At 65.6% G+C, this 21236-nt stretch carries 12 protein-coding genes and 1 pseudogene; 6 read left to right on the top strand and 7 right to left on the bottom strand.

Going from position 1 to position 21236, the window contains the following annotated elements; genetic code table 11:
* The 4 genes from VK92_RS20870 to VK92_RS20885 form a co-directional block, all read left to right on the top strand.
* Positions 1–957 (top strand): type VI secretion system Vgr family protein (locus tag VK92_RS20870; RefSeq protein WP_048468191.1); only part of this gene is annotated, 957 nt, incomplete at its 5' end.
* Positions 958–972: 15 nt separating this feature from the next.
* Positions 973–2238: a hypothetical protein gene (locus tag VK92_RS20875; RefSeq protein ID WP_048024656.1), complete on the top strand. Its 1266-nt coding sequence runs from the start codon at positions 973–975 to the stop codon at positions 2236–2238.
* A gap of 15 nt (positions 2239–2253) precedes the next feature.
* Complete coding sequence (locus VK92_RS20880) at positions 2254–6882, top strand: RHS repeat-associated core domain-containing protein (protein WP_082160879.1); 4629 nt, start codon at positions 2254–2256, stop codon at positions 6880–6882.
* 41 nt (positions 6883–6923) lie between these two features.
* A complete protein-coding gene (locus VK92_RS20885) occupies positions 6924–7268 on the top strand; it encodes an immunity protein Imm33 domain-containing protein (protein ID WP_048024654.1) in 345 nt (114 codons plus the stop codon).
* 319 nt (positions 7269–7587) lie between these two features.
* Here the strand turns inward: VK92_RS20885 and VK92_RS41935 are convergent, their stop codons facing one another.
* Positions 7588–8124 carry a hypothetical protein gene (locus VK92_RS41935; RefSeq protein ID WP_131723320.1) on the bottom strand — a complete coding sequence of 179 codons (537 nt, stop codon included), beginning with the start codon at positions 8122–8124 and terminating at the stop codon, positions 7588–7590.
* A 305-nt stretch (positions 8125–8429) separates the two neighbouring features.
* On the opposite strand from VK92_RS41935, the gene VK92_RS20890 reads away from it, so the two are divergent.
* Together VK92_RS20890 and VK92_RS43050 are read left to right on the top strand one after the other, a co-directional pair.
* Positions 8430–8669, top strand: a complete 240-nt coding sequence (locus VK92_RS20890; protein ID WP_053076287.1) for a hypothetical protein — start codon at positions 8430–8432, stop codon at positions 8667–8669.
* A gap of 74 nt (positions 8670–8743) precedes the next feature.
* Positions 8744–8920 (top strand): annotated as a pseudogene (locus tag VK92_RS43050) (helix-turn-helix domain-containing protein); the annotation flags it as partial.
* A gap of 11 nt (positions 8921–8931) precedes the next feature.
* On the opposite strand, the gene VK92_RS20895 reads toward VK92_RS43050, so the two are convergent.
* The 6 genes from VK92_RS20895 to VK92_RS20920 form a co-directional block, all read right to left on the bottom strand.
* Positions 8932–9990: a hypothetical protein gene (locus VK92_RS20895; protein ID WP_231600638.1), complete on the bottom strand. Its 1059-nt coding sequence runs from the start codon at positions 9988–9990 to the stop codon at positions 8932–8934.
* Between the two features lie 77 nt (positions 9991–10067).
* Complete coding sequence (locus VK92_RS43055) at positions 10068–10814, bottom strand: lysozyme inhibitor LprI family protein (RefSeq protein WP_231600637.1); 747 nt, start codon at positions 10812–10814, stop codon at positions 10068–10070.
* A 42-nt stretch (positions 10815–10856) separates the two neighbouring features.
* Positions 10857–15122, bottom strand: a complete 4266-nt coding sequence (locus tag VK92_RS20905) for a WGR and DUF4132 domain-containing protein (protein WP_048024650.1) — start codon at positions 15120–15122, stop codon at positions 10857–10859.
* 168 nt (positions 15123–15290) lie between these two features.
* Positions 15291–17528 carry a hypothetical protein gene (locus VK92_RS20910; protein ID WP_048024648.1) on the bottom strand — a complete coding sequence of 746 codons (2238 nt, stop codon included), beginning with the start codon at positions 17526–17528 and terminating at the stop codon, positions 15291–15293.
* Positions 17525–18649: a vWA domain-containing protein gene (locus tag VK92_RS20915; protein ID WP_021158780.1), complete on the bottom strand. Its 1125-nt coding sequence runs from the start codon at positions 18647–18649 to the stop codon at positions 17525–17527. Before VK92_RS20915 ends, VK92_RS20910 begins: the two co-directional genes overlap by 4 nt.
* A 100-nt stretch (positions 18650–18749) precedes the next feature.
* Positions 18750–21236 (bottom strand): DUF5682 family protein, encoded by a 2487-nt coding sequence (locus VK92_RS20920; RefSeq protein ID WP_048024646.1) that lies wholly within the window; start codon positions 21234–21236, stop codon positions 18750–18752.

Here is a 21236-nt window from a genome sequence, read left to right on the forward strand (position 1 = left end):
TTCGGGGGCGTGCAGATTCCGCGGGTGGGCGATGAGGTTGTCGTGGATTTTCTGAACGGCGATCCGGATGAGCCGATCGTGACGGGGCGGGTTTTCAACGGCGAGAAGATGCCGCCGTGGGGACTGCCGGGGAGTGCGACGCAGAGCGGGTTGCTGTCACGATCGTCGCCGGGCGGGACGACCGACCATGCGAATGCGTTCCGGTTCGAGGACAAGAAGGGCGCCGAGCAGCTGTGGATGCACGCGGAACGGAATTTCGATGCGGAGACGGAACTCGATCATTCGCTTTCCGTCGGGAACAACCATACGCATACGGTCGGGAACGACGAAACGATGCAGGTGAAGAACAACCGGCAACGGAGTGTGGGGCAGAACGAGACGGTGAATATCGGGCAGAACCGGGTCGCGCAGATTGGCGTGGATGAGACGCATGGGGTGGGCGGGAACCGGACGCGAACGGTCGGGAAGAAGGAGACCGTGACGATCGCGTCGGATCGCGAGGCGACGATCGGCGGCAGCCACACGGAAACGGTCACACATGGCAAGACCGAAACGATCGGCGAAGCCAAGACGCTGAACGTCGGACAGATGTATCAGACGACGTCGCAGGACATGAAGACGCTGGTTGCGTCGGCGCATACCGAAGAGATCGGCACACGAACGTCAACGATCGCCAAAGCCCATACGCACACGGTCGGCGGCGAACACACCGTCAACGTCGGGGCGAACCATACGACGAACGTACAGCATCAGGTGACCGTCAACGCCGGCGATCAGCTTTCGCTCGTCTGCGGGAATTCGAGCATCGTGATGAAGAGCGACGGCACGATCACGATCCAGGGTGTCGACGTCAGGTCGACCGGCACGAATACCCATAGCGTGAACGGCAAGACGGTGACGTCGTCTGCGACCGCGGAGCACACGGTCGAAGGCGCTGTCCTGAAACTGAATCCGTAACGGAGGCCCGCACGAATGCAGAACTGGCAGCCGAACAATCCGGTGGAGCGCAGGTTCATGGATGCGCATGCGGACTGGATGAGTTTCGCGAAAGAGCGAGACGCGCGATTGATGATCTGGCAGACCGACGAGACCGATGCGGAGCTCGTGCGGTTGTATTTCCAGGTGCAGGATGAGACTTCGTGTGCGGTCAGGACGATGCGCGCGTCGTTCGTCAATGAATCGGGTTATGCGAAGGCGCTGACGGACGAGCTCATTGCGTTCTATGACAGTCGGCGTGAGGGGTCCGAAGCGCAGGGGGTGCTGGCAAACTGGCAGCCGCCGTATGACGACGGCAAGAATCCCGTGCTGTATCTGTTCGCGGTTACCGACAGCCTGATGCAGCACCATCCGGATGTTTTTCCAGCGATGGTGTTTGCGCTGGAGCCAGCGAAAGTGAGGGATGACGCGGCATGGGTGCGATGGATGGACGATTTGCTGTCGATCATCGCAGTCGCGCCGCAGCTTGCCGAGCGCGTGCGCTTTGTCGTACCTCGCATCGATATCGCGCCGTTTGCTGCGTTGATGCAACGGCATCGCGCGGCCGTGCGCGTCGTGCACGCTAAGTATTCGATGGCGAGCGTGCCGCGTGAGTTGTTGGCGGAATCGGGCGAGCGCGGGCCGAGCGGGGAGTTTCGACGGCATTTCGTGATGCTGACCGAGATGATCGAAGGGGGAAACCCTGCTCGGCTGGAGGAACTCCGCGCAGCGGCGCTGAAGGTGGCGGAGCATGAGCAGTGGTTCGATCAGTGCGTGGTCGTGCATCTGATTGCGGGGGCCGCGTATCTGAAGTGGCGTGATCGGGAGAAGGCGATCGACGCGTATCGGAGCGCGGCCAGCAGCGGTACGCGGGCGGTTGAAGCCGGGCACCCGGCAGGGCACAAGCTCGTTGCGAACGGGTTGTTCGGCGAGGCGAGCGTGCATTTGACGCACAAGGATTATGCACACTCGGCTTATTGCTACGAGCGCGCGGCGGCGTCGACTACCGCGGCGAAGGACGGGTTGATGACAGTCGAGGCGTGGCGGATGAGCGCAGTGTGCTGGGAGCGGGCAGGGGAGCGCGAGCATGCGCTGGAGGCCGGGTTCAATGCGCTCGATGCGGGGCTGATGGTCGACGAACCGATGCGGGCGAACAGCAATCTGCCGATGGTGATCGAGTGGATGGTGTCGCAGTTGGGGGGGCAGGACCGGCGGCGTAACGCGCTCAGCGAGAAGGTCGCGGCGTTGCGTAGCGGGCGTTGAGCGGGGGCCGACAACGTGGCACTTCTAGCTGTTAAGCATCTCGATCCCGTGGTTGGCGTAGACGTTCATTCTGTACTGGTCACGCCCGGTACGCCGCCGGTGTTCCTGCCGCATCCTCATGTCGGGTTCATGCTAGACAAGCGCGAGTACATTCAGGCCGCAAAGGCCGTGGTCGGCTGCATTGCAACGATGATCGCGCAGGAGAAGCTGACTCAATACATCGAAGATCATCCCGAAGACGTGAAGAAGCTGGAACACCTCGCCGAAGAAGCGAACCAGCAGGTCAATGAATTGATGGGCGGCGGCAAGTTGCCTGACACGGTCGTGGAGGGGATAAAGCTCGCGAACGAGGCCAACAAGATCAAGAACCGCATCAGTGACGATCTTGGCTCGAACGTCGGGGCAGGTGGCAGCAGCGGCAGGCCGATTTTCGTGAACGGGATGATGCGGGCTACCGCAGGGACACATGCGTATCACGTTCCGGGGTTGCATTTTCCGCTTGGGGAGTCGTTTGCGCCGCCGCCTGAGGAGGTTGAACCTTCGAATGACGGGGAATCGTTCATGGGCAGCAAGACGGTACTCGCCAACAACGACCCGATGTCTTACATGGCGCTGGAGGCGTTGAGTTGCTGGTCGATCGGGATGGAGCCGCCACCGCATAACAGCGCGCATACCGATCGAACCTATCCGTCGATGCCGAGTTCGGTAATGCTGCCGATTCCGGCAGGAAGGCCCGTGTTGGTGGGCGGACCACCGATCATGAACATGGCCGCGGCTGCGAAGGGGTTGTTCAAGGCATTTCAGGGGTCGAAGTGGGCGAAGACGCTGGCGGACAAGCTGCATCTGAAGCCTGGATTTCTGAAGTGCAACGTCCTGCATGCCGAGCCGGTGGATGTCACAACCGGCGAAGTCATCGTCGCGCAGCACGACTTCACGATTACCGGACATCTTCCTCTCGAGTGGAACCGGTGTTATGCGAGCCGCGCGCAACGCGTCGGTACGGTTGGCGTCGGATGGCGTACGCCGGCAGACATTCATTTGAATCTCATTTCGCGCGACGACGGAATCGGCGCAGCGATCTACTTTGTCGACCATGCCACGGCATTCGACGAAGTTCCAACGCACGAGGGGTGGGCAACGCGTGCCGCTGACTGGCAGTACGGCCATGCGCTATACTTTCGTGACAACCAATTGGTATTGCGTACAGGCGAGGGCATCGAATACGGATTCCAGTTGCACCATCCGTGGGACACGATCGTCGACAGGTTATCCGACGCGCCGTCGCTGACGCTGATGCTCGACTGGATCGGTGACCTCTACGGTCATGCGTGGCTGTTCGAGCGCGGTTCGTCGGGTCACGTGTCACGGATCGTCGAACATGGCGTCGCTGGACTGACGGGACGCCTCATCGAATGTCGTTCGAATGTTGACGTTGACGGACACCACGGCCTGACAGCGGTGATGACACTGACCAACGCTGACGGACACGTGTATCCGCTGGTCCGTTACGAACACGATCGCGATCGGAACCTCGTCGCGGCAATCGATGCCATGAGCAATCCGCGCCGCTTCGACTATGAAAGCGGCAATCGGATGACTCGGCACGTCAGTGCCAGTGGTGTTGCGTTTCACTATAGCTATCGACGAGGTGCCGACGGCGCGTGGCGTGTCGACCATGCGTGGGGCGACGATGGGGTGCTCGACTATCGCTTCGAATACGACCTCGCTCGAAACGGAACTCGTATTACCGAATCCATGGGACGCGTTGCCGTCATTCAGATGAATGAACGTCACGTTCCGATCGCCGAAATAGATGTCCTCGGCAGCATGACCAGTTACCGTTACGACAGCCAGTGGCGTACCTGCACGCAGACCGACCCGATGGGCCGTACGTCTCGGTGGGAATACGACGCGAATGGCAATCTGATTGCACAGTTCATGCCGGACGGTCGATCGGTTCGAGCCGAATACGACAGCAATCACAAGCCGGTTTGCGTGACCGGGGCCGGGGGGCGTCAATTTCGATACGAATGGGATGCACGCGGTCGTCTGATGAGTCGCGCCACACCATCCCAGGCGACGTTCAGATATGCATACGACAAACTCGGTCGCGTGACGTCCTGTGCCGGTCCGCAGGGTGACGTTACGACGTTCGGTTACGACCGATACGGCAACCTGACCACGATTGTCGATGCGCTTGGACACCGAACGCAATACGAACGCGACGCACGAGGCTATGTCATAAGCTCCCTCGATGCAGCGGGACACCAAAATCGTTACGAAAGAGATGCCTGCGGACGACTGGTACGCGCCATCGAATGGGACGGACGCGAGATTCACTGCAGCTACGACCCGGATGGCAATCTCTTACGGTATCGCGACCCGCTCGGCAATGTGACGCGCCTTGCCTATACGACGCTGGGAGAAATCGCGAAGCGGATTCAGCCCGATGGCACTGAAGTCCAGTATCGCTATGACACTGAAGGGCAGCTCGTCCAGGTCGTCAATGAACGGGGAGAGTCCTATCTGCTCAAGCGCGACGCGCTCGGCAGGATCGTTGAAGAAATCGACTACTGGGGACAGTCGCGCGTTTACGAATACGGGTCGACCGCAGAACTCTTGCGTAGCGTCGACCCGCATGGCCAGGCCATCGAGTATCGATATGACGAAGTAGGGCGAATCGTCGAGAAACGCATTCCTGATCCCGACCGGCACGACGGTGTTCGGACTGACTGCTTTCACTACGACGAGCACGGCGATCTCGTTCGCGCGTCGACCGCGTCCTCGCACCTCGAATTCAGATATGACGACGACGGCAGGCTGGTCGAGGAACGACAGGGCGACGACTTTACGCTTTTCAATCGATATGATGCGACCGGTAATCGAATCGAACGAAGAACGCGCCTCGCTGCGGGCAGCGAAATCGTCGAGCAGTCGATTCGTTACAACTATGACGCACTGAATGCGGTCGTCCGGATCGAGATCGATGGACATGCGCCAATCGTCATCGAACGGGATGCACTTGGCCAGATTCGCGACGAACGCCTGGGTGACGCCCTGCGACGAGAAATGTCGTACGAAGCCAAGGGACGTTTGTCCCGACAGGCGCTGCTTGCCGATACCGGGGAAATGTTCGCGATCGAATACGCGTACGACGCGAACGGCGACCTAATCGAGCGACGCGACTCCCGGACCGGCATCGAGCAGTTTCAATATGACCCTGTCGGGCAGGTCGTCGCGCATATCGACTGCGCAGGCACGACACGCCGCTTCATGTACGACCCCGCCGGAGAACTGCTCAACAACCGGGTGTTCCGGTCAGGCGCGCTGCGAGGCGAAACCGGATTGCCGGCATGGCGTCGGGAAGGCGTGCACGAAGACAGTCACTACGTATTCGATCGTGCCGGCAATCTCGTGCACAAGCGCGCGGCGCACCAGGAGATTACGCTGCGGTGGGACGCTGCAGGGCAGTTGGCCGAGACGCTGACGACTCGTCGCGCCGGGCAGGGCGACGCCAACGACGATCATCACCTCCGCGTACGGTACGAATACGACGCATTTCGCCGACGGATCAGGAAAATCACATCGTCGCGCCGGCTCGAATCCAGCCACACCGCTGTTCGTCAATTCTTTTGGGACGGCGACGTCCTCGCAAGCGAACTGCGCTCCGACCAGTCAGACGAGAAAAATGGCCAGACACAAGGTGTGCTGATCCGACAGGACGTACGGGACTGGATTCACTATCCCGATACGTTTCGGCCGCTCGCCGTGGTTCATCGAACCATCGACTCGCGCATACCTCCACTCGTGCCAGAACATGCCGGTGTCGAGCCCGGAAGCGCGCCTTCGCTCGATGAGAGACGGTCGCCCACGGCGATCGCCGACTATTCCGCTCCGAACACGACGTCGACTACGCGCCAGCAACCGGCGTCATATTGCCCAGCCAGCACGGTCTATTTCTTCCATAACGACCCTAATGGGGCGCCCGTCCGCGTTGTCGACGAGCGTGGCCAAACTGCGTGGGAAGCGAGTTACGCCACATGGTCGAGCAACACGCCGATACAGCGGAACGACAGGCCATCGTTCGATCAGCCCATTCGTCTTCAGGGTCAGTATTACGACGAAGAAACCGGATTTTGCTACAACAGACACCGGTATCTCGACCATGGAATCGGGCAGTTCATCAGCCAAGACCCGAGCTGCATCGAGGGAGGTTCGGCACTCTATCGATATGCACCGAATCCGGCCGCCTGGATCGACCCTTACGGTCTTGCAAACACGATCGACGGTCACGGGAATACGGTCCCGATTGTCTCCCTGGGTATCCCCGACAAGTCCTTGTTCAAACCCAAATCCGGCATCACAACGGCGTACTCGCGCAACTCCCAATGCGGACCGACCCCGGCGCAGACGAGGTCAGTGCAGGGCAAGCCATGCGTGGCGTGCAATCAAACGGCCACAACGATGGTTGCTGACCATATCGATGCGCTCGTGGTCGAGTATTATCGAACCGGAGCCAACGACGTCACTGCGCAAACGTCAATCGCCGCGGTACAACCGCATTGCCCAGATTGCTCTCGGTCCCAAGGGGGCAAAGCGTCGGGCTTTTCGCGCGCAATGAAAAAGGCCCTTCATATCCAATGAAGAAGATTTTGAATATCTGAACGCACACCTGGAGTGCAAAGATGGAATCACAACACGAAACAGCCATAGCGGACATGCAGCGCGAAGTATGCGAACGATACGGGTTGCAAGAAACGGCAGTGGAGAACATGGTCGCCTTCGCGACGTCGACTGTGGGGCAGATGCCAGTTTATGGCACGCGTCTGGAACGTCGTCCGGACGATAACATCAGTTGGTATTTCCATTGCGGCGAATACTCGGACGCCGATGACTTTTATCAGCCGGTGCATACGGAGCATCTTCAGCAAATGCTGCCGCTCGTCATCAAGTACCTTCGGTTGCCGCCCGGCACGCGCTTCATCGTCGATGACCAGGGATACGAGGATGTTTGGCAGGAGCCGGCCTGATCCTGCAGGCGGAGCGGCACCGAGGGCGTACGCGGTGCACAAATTCCGCGGCCCGCGTTCTTGATTTTGCATGACTTGAATCGTTGCCCCCCATTTTTCTGCTAGGTCTCCGCTTGGGCGGGAGAGGGCGTCACAAAATATAAGCACGTCTCGTTGCCCATGAACCTCTTTCCGGTTCGGTATTGGCTCGCGTTTTTTGCGCAATGCCAAGGTGCTCGACGAATCATGGGTGTGGCGATCAGAGGAATTAACATCACATGCGGCAATTCACTTGATCGCCATACGAATCACATTGAATCAAATTGATTCGACCAATAAATTAATTTGCCTGCTTGAAGGTAGCGGTCCCGGTGATCGACGGCTTCCCATTAAATGCCGAATTCCCGTTTCCAGAGAGGATTCCGATTACGGTTCCGTCGCTCGCAGTAAATTGAAGTGTCGTTGCGGCCACTCCAATGGTAAGCGAGAAGGTTGCCGTTCCATACGTCAACAACTGCGTCGGTGTAAGGGTCTGGCCGTTCAGCGTCCGAAGAAAAGAAAGATTGGCTGAGGACGAGAACGCGCCGCTCCCTGCAACTGTAAGCGTAATCGCAGTTTGGCTTGCATCGTAGGAAAGCGCCTGACAACTAAAGGCAAGAATTTGATACTCATTGATCACCTTAAACGAGAAAGGTCCACCCGCATTAATGAAGAGCAGCTCTCCATGCTTGACTTTATTGAAAACCTCGGGGTGATCTTTCGCAATACGTTCTGCTGCCTTGTTGGCTTCCTCGATTGCAAGAGCCGCGACCACGCCGTATGCATTTTTTTGTTCACTGGTAAGCGATTGAACATTCTCGGACATTTTTTCACCCATTTTGTTTCGGTTCGAAGGATGCGCGCATGGCAAGATCGTCGCACCGCAATAATAATCGAGCACATTCACGCCTTGACTTGCAAATATTGAGTGATCTGCAACTCAAGTTATTCGCGATTTGCCTATATCGGGACTCGCTTGAATATGAAATTATGCGAACCGCACCTTGTGATCAATTACACGTGATTACACGCGTATAAAATTGGGGCTAGCAAATAGAGGCACCCCTGCCTGATGAATTCGCAGGCAAGCCTACTGGAGGCGGCGGCGCCCGAGTCGTGGAGCGGAGGCAACGGTGTCGATCAATGACATTGCGGGAGCTGTCAGCTTTTCTGGCGGAACTGCTGGAGCGCGAGTCGAGCGATACCGCCCGGGAGATCCGGCATCTGTACCGGATCATTCGTAACGCCTGGCTTCACAAAGAACACGTGGTCGTGGCAGGCGTTTCGAAGGAGGCGATTTCGGGCTTGTTACGCTGTTGCCGAGCGCGAGGTGCCGGGAGCAGCCATGCCGTGATTGCCCGGATCATGGCGACAATTCTCTGAATTCAATTTTACATAACGTGAATTATCAGTGGTTTTTGTTGTAGCGGCTAAGTTGTAATGTCCGCTTCGGGGGTGCGGCTGAACGGCTGGAATTGACGACCCGGCAGGTCTGCCGGCTGGTCGCCCGGTTACGTGAGCACGGGCCGGCGGGACTGGTGTCGGGACACCGGTCGAAGCCCGGCAACCGCAGCCTGGATTCAGGAGCCGCTGACCGGGCGCCGTCGATCATCCGCGATCGCTACGCCGATTTCGCCCGGCCGCATCAAACCAGATACGCGGCCACTTCCTGCGGCGTCAGGAACCGCACCAGCGTCACGGACGAGTTCTGCGCCGGATGGCAGGCGCCATTGAAGCCGTTCCAGCTCCTCTTGATACCCTCTTCCGTCTCCAGCGCGATCAGCACGCATTTACCGTGCTTGCGGTGGCTGCGCAACGGCGCTTCGCCCCATGCGAGCGCCAGGTTGTCGACCAGCACGCCGTTCGCGTACGCATGCGCCTGCAGCCAGTGAAACTCCGACGAATCCTGATCTTCGTCGCCGCTCCTCGGCGCGATCGGCTTGCCGACGCGCAGCGTCCGCGCATGTTCGCCGATCAGGCGCTGAAGCAGCGTGAACGTATGGAACGTGTTGTTGACCGCATGCGCGCTGGCGACGAAGCCCGTGCCGGAAGCCGGCAGCACGACGACGCACTCCGGTTCGTAGCTCAACGCCGACGCTGCACACAGAAAGTGCAACTGATCGAACGGCAAACTGTCGTTGTCGGCGATCCGCTCCAGCAACGCCTGCAGCGCGGTGTCGGCCACGAGATCGCCGTGATTGTCGCGATCGCGCATCAGCATCGCCATCAGCGGCAGGACGAGCGTATCGACCGCGTCCCGCAACGCATCGATTTCCCGGCCCTGTCGCCCGTCGAGCGCATCGAGCCGTTGCCGGGCGGCATGCCAGTTGAGCCGTTCGTCGTCGGTGGCGCCGTCGTCGTCATCCTCGACTGCCCTTGCGCAAAACGGCGCGAGCTCAGGCAGCCACGCCCCAAGCCTCGCCAGCGCGGCCGGAAACAGGATGCGCGGATCGGCCCCACCCTCGACGATCGCGCCACCGAGCAACGCCAGCAACGCCGCGCGATTCGGATGCAGCGCCGGCAACTCGGCCGCACACGCGTGCAGGATCGCGTCGGCACGGCGACGGTCCTGCGCCTGCGCACGCAGTTCGTCGACTTCGGCCAGTTCGAAGAAGTCGTCCGGCGTGAAGAGATCGGTTTCGTCGAGGACGGGCCGGTGCAGGACGGCAAGGAGTTCAGGTGTCAGCTGCGTCATGGTTGGCATGGCAGGAACGGGCGAATGGGCGACAGGCGTGACCGAGGCGGTCGGCGTGTCGGTTTGCAGACGTGCGGTTCAGACGGTCATTCAAATTGGAAACCTTTGTTCGGCGCGTGCTCCTCGTCGATATACGTGCCCTGAAAATCCACGTCGCTACCGTGGCCGAGCACGGTCCCGCATTGACCGCGCTGTTCGACTTCCATCTGCGCACCGTGAATGGCGAAATCGAGCTGGCAGCCGTCGGCGCCCACGTGGAATGCCTTGCCGTCGGCCCGCACGACGGCGTCTGCCTTGTATTCCCGTCCGCTGTTTTCACCGTTCCACGACGACGCGTCGAACGTCAGCCGTGCCGCATCGGCATACGGGTTGAGGTGAATCATGATGATTCCGCCGCGATTGCGCGGCAACGGCCTGGACGAAATCTCCAGGAGCGTCCAGGTTTGCGACCAGTGGAAGTCGTTGATGTCGAGCACGATTTCGGGGTTGGGCTGGGAAAGCTGCTGCAGCCGCCGGAGATAGCTGGTACGCAGGCAGCCGACGTCTCGTCCGCAGGCATCCCGTTGGCTTCGCCAGCCGCGCTGATCGCGCTTCAGTCCATTGAGGCCGGAGTCGCCGTGCGACCGGTCAACGCGTTGCGGCGCAAGCGACCACGCGATCGCGAGCTGATCGTCGAGTTTCGACAACTCGGGGATGGCGCATATCGTTTGCTCCGCCGGTTGTCTGGCCAGATGGCAATTGAAGGACGCGGCGTATACGGTGCCGGCGAACCAGAAGGACGCCGGCAGCAGTGCGATGCGGGCCAGCGTCCGGAGGGCAATCGTTGTCTTCATGTCGAATGGGATGTAGGTGGATGGTCACGCAATGGTCACGTGTTACTCACGCATCCCCTCCAGATCGCGGATCAACTCGCTCGCCGAGATCTCGTCGAGCGTCGACAGCGCATCGGGTTCGCGAATGCTGCCCCAGTTCGACGGCGAACCGGCCTGCAACGCGCCGAGCTGCTGATCCGGATTCATGTCGACCGCCCCGACGAAGATCCCCGGGTCCAGCGACAGTTCGATCACCTTGCCCGCGCCGAGCGGCTTCGTGAAATACCAGATGCAGCCGGCATCCTCGACCTGGCCGCGCCGCCAGCCCTTGTTGACGAGCCCGAGCACGCGGCCGGTCGGCACCTTGACGCCCTTCCAGCGTTCGAGCTGCCGCCCGTTGCGCTCGTCGTCGGTCAGCCGGTACACGTCGCGACCGAGCTGCGCAAACGGCTGCAGCAGCTCGTAGTCGGCGAACACCTGCCCGAATGCGGCGGCATCGGCCGGCGCGATCTCCAGCGCATGCGGCACCCCGATGCGGATCGTCGCGCCCTCCGGCAACGTAAATGCATCGTCGTCGGCAGTCGCCGCCGTGCCGTCTTCCGCCACGCGGAAGCAGGCCTTCAGCGTGCCGCCGAAGTTGCCGCCGTCGTCGACTTCGTACACACCCCAGACAAGGCGCTGGACAAGGTGGCGCACGAGCGGATGCTCGGCGAGAAACGTGCGAAACACCTCGGGTGTCCAGCGGCGGCGCCCGCACATCGCGACCTCGAGCCGCGCGACCTGCTGGCTCGCGATGGTGCGCGCATCCTTCTTCAGCACCTTGAAGCGCTCGACCGCTTCCTTGCCCTTCACGGGATCGTCGGTCTTCTTCGGCTTCGGCAGGTCCGCGAGCCGCGCGCCGGCCACGCCGTCGGCGCCGGTCTCGCGCACATACGGCTTGAGCGTCTCGTCGAAGCCGACCCGGAATGCACGCGGACCGAAGTCGAGCAGCATCGTCCCCTGTTCGTCGAGCCCGAGATCCGGCGCGAGACGGTCCTCCAGCTCCTCGGACGACAGCCCGCGCGCTTCCGCGATCGCATCGATCTTCTCTCGTGCGCGGTCCTGCAGCGCGCGGAACTTGACCTTCTGCGCGATGCCGTTGAGCAGCATCAGCGCGACATCGCTGCCGATCGAGGCCAGCACGTCGAGGCCGGTCGCCGCGCGTGCATGCGCCGATTCGCCGGGCCACGTGCGGATCAGCGGCGTCAGCTTGCGTGCGGTGTCGTCGTTGCCGAACAGGCCCAACGCGGTGAGCGCCCAACCCTCCTTGCCCGGCGCGCCGGCATCGAGCCATGCGTTGAAGCAGTCCCACGCGAAATCGGCCAGCGACTCCGCCGTGCACGCGTCCTTCACGACATCGATGCCGCCGTAGACGCCTTCACCGGTCGGGAACGTCAGCATCTGGCCGAGATGGTCGAGCGCGTCGTCCGGCAGCGCCTTACCGTTTTTCAGCACCGGCCGGCGCCAGCCGCGCGGCTGCCAGAATTCGGGCAGCTTGCTGCGCTTGGTCGGAAACCGGTCGAGCGGGCTCTCGTCGAGCACGGCGCGCACCGCTTGCGGCACCGCGTCGTCGGCATAGCGCGAGGCGACGTCGATCAGCAGCGCCTCGTGGCCGTTCGCCTGCAGCAAACGCAGCGCCGCGCCGGCGCAGTCGCGCGCTTCGCCCGGCTTGCCGAGCGACGGTGCGATCAGGCCGCAGGCCGCATGCTCCGGAAACTTGAGCAGCCACGCACGGCCGTCGTCGCGCAAGGTCTTCAGCTTCGCGAACGCGCGGGCCGCGATCGGCGCGCATTCGACGGCGCCGTAATTCAGCGCGTAGCCGAAATTCTCGGTCGGCTTGTTGCGCACGGTCGCGATGAGGCCGGGCAACGCGGGCAGGCCGAAGGTCGCCATCAGCAGGGTCACGCCCGCCGTGCTGTGTTCGCCTGCCACCGCGTTCCAGATGTCGACGGCCACCGCGGCCGGCAACAGCGTCAGGTATTCGGCGCGCAGCCAGTACCAGAAGTAACGCTCGCGCTTGCGCGCGTCGATCATCGCGCGCCACGCGGCGACGAACGCCGGCGCGTCACCGTGCCGGATCGCCTTCGCCGCCGCCTCGCCGAGCGGCCCGTAGTATTTTTTGCTCGCGTCGAAACCGAGGCCGTCGATCAGCGTCATCGTGTCCTTCGACGCCGCGGCGAGCCGCTTCACTTCCCACTGGTCTGGCGTTTTCGCCTGCTTGCGCTTCGCTTCGTCCCAGCATTCGACCGCTGCCAGTTCGAGGGGCTCCAGCGTGAGCGCAGCCGCCCGCTTCTGCCGCGCGGCAAGCCAGGGGGGTGCGGCCAGCACACCCGGCAATTCCTCGGCCGATGCGACCTCGGCCGGGCCGGCCAGCAGCGCGAGGAGCTTGTCGATCACGGCCTGGGCCGGTGCGTCGAGCCACGGCCGCAGCCCGTCGACGTGCGCCGCATGCGCGCGCAACAGGCGCGTGAGGCTCGGCGTCAGCAGCCCGGCATCCTTGCCACCCGCTGCCACGAGCCGCGACAGCGCGACCATGCCCGCCACCGGCCAGCGATCGAGCGACAGCGACAGGCGCGCGAGCGCGCCCTTCGAACCGCTGGCGACCTTCGCCAGCGCAGCCACCGCGTCGGGTGTGCCGATCGCGGCGAGCGCGTCGCCCGCCTCGTCGGCGGCAGCGCCGCGTTCGAGCACGTCGAACGCGGCCGTGCCGCGCTCGCGCAGCACGGTCGCGACCATCCGCGACATTCCCCAGAACTCGCGGCCATAGCTGTTCGGCCGGATTTTCCCGGCCACCGCGATCGCATCGGGATCGGTCGCGGTCAGCAGCATCCAGTGCAGCGTCTCGGGCACGTCGGGTTCAGCGCTCAGCCTGCGCACCAGCGCATTCGACAGCTGCGGCACATCGGGCAACAACAGTGCGAGTATCGGCTGGCGGGTCGGGTGCAGCGCCGGCAACTCGGCCTCGATCCTGTCGACGCAGGCCTGCCAGTCCGCCTCGCTCGCCGCGGCAAGATGCTCGCGCAGCGCCGCCTCGCCGCCGACGATCGGCCCGCGCCAGCTCCCGCGCACCGGGCCTTCGACATTCGTCGAGAAACGATGGAGGCGGCGCTGCGCCTGACGGTCGTAATCGGCGTGCACGTGGATTTTCAACGCGTCGAGCAGCACGTCGATCGCGCCCGTCAATCCGTATTGCGCAACCAGGTAGTCGGCGACCGGGCGGCCGATCGTGGTTTCGCCGTGATAGTCGCCCACGGTCATCGCCAGTGCGAACAGCACGGCGTCGGCTTGCGCGTCCGCCACCGGCCCGGCGATCGGCGTACGCGCGGCCAGCCGGTCGAGCATCCGCTGGGCGGCCGGGCGCAGCGCCGCGTCGGTCGCGCCGATGTCGATCGAGTACCCGTCCTTGCCTTCGATCTTCAGCCACGCAGCGCGCACGTCGAGCACGGTCACCGGGACGGGAAAACGGCGGGACGCATAGGCTTCGCGCAGGATCTGCGGCGACAGCCGCACGGGATCGCCGTGCATCAGCCACGGCGGAGCGCCGGTGTCGGCGACGGCGGGTACTGCGGGCGCCGGCGCGGCGGCCGCCTCGGACGCCAACCACTCGCCGAGCGCCACGGCAGTTGCCTGCCCGTGCTCGTGCACGCTGGCCGACGCGCCCCAGCCATGCAGCAGACGGCGCGACTTGAGCAGGTCGAGCGCCATCGCGGCGCCCTGGTCGCCGACGTCGTAGCGGCGCTTGATCACGGCGACCGTCAACGTCTCGCCGGGCTTCAGGTCGCCGTTCGCGATCTGCGCGCGCACGGTCTCGAAGACACGCTCGCACTGGGCGTCGAAACCTTCGGCGGCGGTGGACGGCAAGGGCGCGGCGGCGGTGGCGCTGGAAACCGTTGAACGCGGCGTCGATGCCGCCGGCTGGGCCGACGGTGTGGGCGCCGCACCTTTCGCGGCTTTCGCCGCTGCGGGTTGCGCGTTCGCGGCCGGTTCCGCGTCTGTCGGCGCCTGCGGCACCGCGGCCGGGGTTGCCGGCGACGCGACGGCCGGCGGCTTGGCGGCAGTCGCGCCGATGCTGGCGCCGGCCGCTACCGCGACTTCGGCATAACCCTTGCCGGTCTTCTCCTTGACGAGCTTGTCGAGCGCGGCGCGCGCCTTCGCGTCGTCCGCGAACGACTTCGTCTGGCTCTGGCCCGCGGTGCCGATGCGGCCCCAGCGGATATTGAGCCCGGAGCCTTCCTGCTCCACTTCCCAGAACTTGCTGGAGTTGCCTTCGATCAGTTCAAAACGACGCATCCGTTCCCTCTCACTCGGATCGACGACGCGGCACGATGCCGCGCCCGCATGCCATGGCCGCAACGCAGCCATGACGCCCTCTCGTTCATTCATCCCGCGAGCCGTGCAGCCTGCCCGATGGCTCGCGGTGTCGGGCGCCGACTGCTCGCCCGTTCGACGGTCATGCCGTCATTGCTCGACGATGCCCAGCAGCAGCAACGTCAGCGAACCCAGTTGCGTCAGGATCGACGCCGATTGCGCACCGCGCAGGCCGTCGGCCAGCGTGCGCAGCAGTCGCCCGGCGTGCGCGAGGCCGGCGCGCTCCAGTCGCGCGGCCTGCGCCAGCGCACGCTCGACCGCGCCGCCGCCCTGATGGCGCATGCCCTGGCGCAGCCACTCGGCCAGCAGCGCCAGCGTGTCCTCCGCGAGCGCGACCAGCGCGGGCAACGACTCGCGCCCGCCGGCCAGCGGCAGCGGTTGCGGCGCCGTCGTTTCGGTCTGCAGCACGACGGCGCGCTGCGCGGTCAACACGGCCAGCGGCCGCATCACGGCCGTGCCCGCATGCAGCCGGACGGTACCCGCCAGCGCGCGCAACGCGCCCCATTCGCCGGCCAGCGCGCGTGCCAGCGCATCGACCGCGCCGGGTGCCACGGCGCGATGCGGCAGCGCGACGTGCAGCACATCGTCGCCTTCCACATCGGCCGTCCCTGCTTCCCCCTGCTCGAGCCGCGCGTGCAGCACCTGGGCAGCCGCATCCCAATGGACCGACCGCACGACCATCGGCTCGAACGCGACCACGTGCAGCGACCCGGCCGCGCCGGCCGCCGCGCCGTTCGCCGCCTGTCTCGGCCGCACGAAGTCGGGCAGCGCGTCACGCAGGTGCGCGACGAGCGCCGCGATGCCCGGCTGGCGGATCGGCGCGACGAGATCGTCCCAGGAGGTCGGCGACAGCGGCAGCACGCCTGTCTGCCGCACGCCGGCGGAGATGTCGACCGCACCGTTCGCGCGCCGCTTCGCGGTCTTCGTGACGACCTGCCCGGCGGCGATCTGCCGCAACGGAAAACCCGCGACGCGGCGGCCGGCCAGATCCGGCGCACGGCCGCCGGCCGCGACGTCGGCGGCACGCGGCCAGTTGCGCGTCAGCACCATCACGGTCTGCGTATCGGGATCGGCGAACAGCACGCTCGCCCCCTCTTCCGCGTCGTCGGCCCACAGCTCGACGCCGAGCGACACCAGCCGCAGATGATCGAGTTCGACCTCGCCCTTCACGCCGATGCCGAGCATCTGGCGGGCCGGCACGGCGGCACCCTCAAGCTGCGTCGCGGCGGACAGCGCCGCGCGCAGGCGCGCCCACAGTTCGGCCAGCACGCGCACGAGCCGCAGCGGCTCGAAGCGGCTGCTGCGCGCATGCTGCGCGTGCACGAGCTGCCAGGCTTCGTCGAGCGCGTCGTCGACCCACTGCCAGCCGCGCTCGCGCAGGCGGCCGCGCAGCGACTCCACGCGCGCGGCCAGCGCGATCGGCGGCTGGCTCGAACCGTCCAGCCACAGCGCGTGTACCAGCCTGTCGAGGTCGGCGATCAGCGCGTGCGCCGCGTCGTCGCGCAACGGCGACCGGTCGTCGCCACGCTCGTCTTCTTCGCCGGCCGGCGGGCGCACCTCGACGATCGTTTCCGGTACGCCGTCGGCCGGTGCCCCGGCCTGCCGGAATGCCCAGACGGCCAGCACGACGTGCGCGCAACCGCTGCCCTGCCGGCAGTCACAACGCGCATGCGCGAGCGAGCGTCGCGAGAAGAACCTCACGGTGCACATCGGCAGGCGTGCAACCGGCGACGACTGTGCGCCGGACCACGGCTGCACGGTCACGGCGGGCCGCGCGGCCGCCATGCGTGCAGCCTGTTCGAGCACCGACGGCGCAAAACTCGCCGCCAGTGCGGCATCGTCGAAATCGGCGGGGCTCCATGCGCAATCCGCGGACGACGTGCCGTTCGTGTCGTCGCCCGGCGGCGCATCGTCCGCACCGGCACCTGTTGCGCCGTGTGCGACATCGTCCGGATTGGAGATCGATTCATCGCGCGTATCGGCCTGCCCCGTCCTGTCGTCTCCGCCTTCTCGCACCTCGCCCGGGGCAGCCGCTTCGTCCCCCCGCATGCTCGCCTGATAGGCGAACACCAGCATCACGCGATGCCGGCACATGCCGCTCGCGGTGCAGTTGCACGCCGCGTCGCGCAAGGTCCGGCCCGGCGGCAGGCTGGTACGCACGCCGTCGGCGAACGACGCGTGCACCGTACCGTCGCCGTCGACGGCCACCGCCGGCACCGCGCCGGCGGCGACATCCTTCTGCGCGCGCTTGACGAACCCGGCGTTGGCGAGCGCCGTCAGCGCTTCGGGCGTCAGTTCGAGGAGGTCGTCGCGGATCGGTGCGCTCATCCCTGCACCTTCTCGGCGAGCCACGCGGCCAGTTGGCCGGGCGTCATCGCGCCAACTTGCGCACCGGCGTTCACGAGCCGCGCGGCCATCTCGCGGTCGTAGGCGGGCTCGGCAGCCGAATCGAGCGCGGCCAGCCCGAGCACGCGCGCGCCGCTCTCGGCCAGCGCCTTCACGCGGCGCACGAGTTCGTAGCCGCTGCCGCCTTCATAGAAATCGCTGACCAGCACGATGATCGTGCGGGCGGGATTCGCGACGCAGGATTGCGCATACGCGACGGCCTTCGCGATGTCCGTGCCGCCGCCGAGCTGGACCTTCATCAACAGCTCGACCGGGTCGGACACGTCGGCGGTCAGGTCGACCACCGACGTGTCGAAGGCCACGAGCCGCGTGCGCATGCCCGGCAATTGCCACAGGCACGCGGCCATCACCGCGCTGTGAATCACCGAGTTGACCATCGACCCGCTCTGGTCGACGAGCAGCACGATGTCCCACGGCTCGGCGTGGCGACGCGTGCGACTGTTGAAGACCGGCGTGTCGAGATACAGCTTGCGCCGCTCGGGATGCCAGTGACGCAGGTTCGCGGCCAGCGTGCGCGTGTAGTCGAAATTGCGCGCGATCTTCATCCGCGAGCGCCGGCGCCGGTCGCGCGTGCCGCTGAAGGCCTGCCGCACGTCGGTCGCCAGCCGCTCCATGATTCGCCGGACCACCTCGGCAACCAGCCGCCGCGCGGCTGCCAGCACCTCGGGATTCATCAGGTGCTTCGTGTGCAGCACGGCGCGCAGCAATGATTCGGACGGCTCGATCCGCTCCAGCACCTCGAGGTTCGTGACGACTTCGTCGATGCCGAAACGCTCGACCGCGTCGCGTTCGAGGCGGTCGATCACCTCCTTCGGAAACAGCGTGTGGATCGTGTTGATCCAGTCCGGCGTGGTCAGCGCGGACGGCCCGAGGCCGGCCCCGCGCTCGCCGCGCTGCGCGCGGTCGTCGTCGCGGCCGTACAGCCAGTCGAGCGCCGCATCGGCGGCCCGCGCGTCCGCACCCGGCGTGCCGCATGCGGCCTCGGCCGGTTCGCCGAGCAGCAGGCGCCAGCGTTCGAGCGGACCGGGAATGTTCAGCGGCATGGCAGGACTCGCGGAAAACGCGCCGCACCGTGCCGTGACGGCGCGACATCGTGGTAAGGGAAGCAGAAACCGGATGCGCGGCGGCCTGTCGGTCGGCACTTCATGACGCCTCCGGATCGGGCGTGAGCCCCCAGCGGCGCAAACGGCCGAGCACCTGCGCTTCGATGCGCGCGGCGTGCGCGGCCTCTTCGGGCGAGGCATCGTCCGCGTGCCGCTCCGTCAGCACGCGGCGTGACAGGTGTGTCGCGTCGTGCAGCGCGAGTACCTGATCCGCGAGCTGCCCGCGCTCCCGCGGCGGCAACCACGCGAACGCGCTGCGCAAGCCCGGCAACGCGAGCACGAAATCGGCGTCGTCGAGCGCGCGTATGGTCGCATCCATGCCCGCGACGAAAGCCGGTGCGCTCGCCAGTGTCTCGCGCGCCAGCGCAAGCAAACCGCCGAGCGCATCGCCGAGCGCCGCGGCCGGCATCGCCCGCAGCAGCGCCATCGCATCGTCGATGCCGGCGACGGGTTGACCGTCGTCGACGCCGGCCTGCCCCGCCAGGCCGAGCAGCGCGCCGAGCGCCGCGCCGCGACTCGCGGGCGCCGCTGCCTTATCGGCCGCCTTGCGCCGCCAGACGGCCAGCGCGCGCGACGGCTCGATCGCGAGCGGCGTGTGGCCGGCACCGTCGGCACCGGCCAGTACGTCGGCCACGATCCGGCGCAGTGCGGCGTGCCCCTGTACGTGGGCGTCGAGATCGGCCGGCGGCAGCGCGGCGGCCGGCTCCAGCAACCATAGCGCGCGATCGAACCCGGCCTCGACGACGATCCGCAGCACCGGTGCATCGTTCATGCCGAGCAGATGGCCGTGACGCAGCAGCGTATGCAGGTTGCCGAGCGCCCGGGCGAGCGACTCGAAGCGCTGCTCGCGCGCGACCGCATCGTGCAGCGTGTCCAGCAGCGCGGTGCTCAGCGCCGCCAGCCCGGCCCACGCGGCGCGGTTCAGGCCATCCGCGAGCGGCGCGATGCGGCCGCCCGCCTCACGCAATTCATCCTCGAGCCGCGCGCGTGCCGCGTCGGACAGCGTCGCGCCCCACGCGCCGGCTTCGATCAGCGCCGCCTGCTGTTCGAGCGGCTCGCCGAGATGCCAGACTTCGTCGCGCTCGCCCGACATCGCAAGCTGTGGGCCCTGGCGGCGCACGATGCCCGGTACGCGCAACAGCGCCAGCCGGTGCAGCACGCGGCTGCGCGCACGCCCCTGGTCGGTCAGCAGGTCGAGCGTCAGCGTGCCGTGCAGCACGATGCCGAGCGCGGCCAGCTCGTCGCGCACCGCGGCGACGAGCGGCGGTTGCGGCGTGCCGGGCGCGAGCTCGCCGGCGGCGTCGCCCGCCAGCGCATCCATCGCCTCGACCAGCACCGGATCGGTGCCGGCCCGCAGCGGCCCGCGATAGGTCCACGGCAGCGGCGCGTCGAGCGCCTCCTTCACCAGCGCGCCGGCCAGCGCGTCGAGCCAGTCGCAACGCAACGGCCGCGCGTGGCCGCGCAGGCGTGCCAGCCCTTCGGCCCGCACGTGCACGGCAATCAGGTCGGCCGTCGATACCGGCAGCTTGCGCGCGCGCAGCCGCTGCATCACGTTCTCGAGCACGCGCCGCGCCGCCGCTTCCGCGCCGTCAGCCCAGACCCACTGGTAATAAGCCGGCGAAGGCATCCCCGATGCGTAGCCCGCGAACGCGTCGAGACGCTTGAACGTGTAAGGCACGAGATAGGAACCGTAGCGGACGCTGCGCGCGGCCTCGTCGGCGGTCGTCGAATCCGTGTCGCACGCGCCGGCGTCATCGTCCCGTTCGTCGGACACGGCACCGGCATCGCCGTCGATCGCGCCGGGTTCGGGCGTATCGGGCAACGCGGCCGGCTGCGTGCGCCAGAGTGTCGCCAGCTCCGGCGCGTGATAACCGCCGCAGACGACCAGCACGTCGTCCGCCTGCCCGTCGGCTTCGGCGACGGCCCACGCGATCCAGCGCGCCATCATCCGTTCGCGTGCCTGGTTGCCGAGCGAGCCCGGATCGTCGGCGCGCAGATGCGAGAAGTAGGTCGACAGGCGCGCCGCGAGTTCGTCCAGCGCGCCCGGCGTATCGCCGACGTCCTCGAACAGGTGATCCCACAGCGCATCGCGGCCTTGCACCGAGAGCGTGTCCGCCAGAGCGCGCTCGTATGCGTCGGCGCGGGCCTCGTGTTCGGCGTCCGCGACATCGGCATAGCGGTTCTCGAGCCGCGAGAACGCCGCGTGCCACGCGGGCAGGTCGATGAACCGGACCGTCGCGCCGACTTCGCGCCCCGCCTGCAATGCCTGCCATTCCGGCGAATGCTCGGCGAACGGGGTCCACGAGCCGTAATGCGCGGTATCGCCGGACAGATAGCTGTAGATCGCGATCGGCAGGCGGTGCGGACGATACAGTTCGTCGAGCCGGCCGTTGAAATCGGCCGGCCCTTCGATCAGCACGTAGCGCGGCCGCCGTGCGCGGATGCGCTCGGCCACCAGCCGCGCGCACGCGGGGCTGTGATGGCGGATGCCGACGATGTGCGGCTGGCCGGGCGTCACGGTCTGCAT

The organism is Burkholderia sp. LK4 (assembly GCF_001043615.1).
Taxonomy (GTDB): domain Bacteria; phylum Pseudomonadota; class Gammaproteobacteria; order Burkholderiales; family Burkholderiaceae; genus Burkholderia; species Burkholderia cepacia.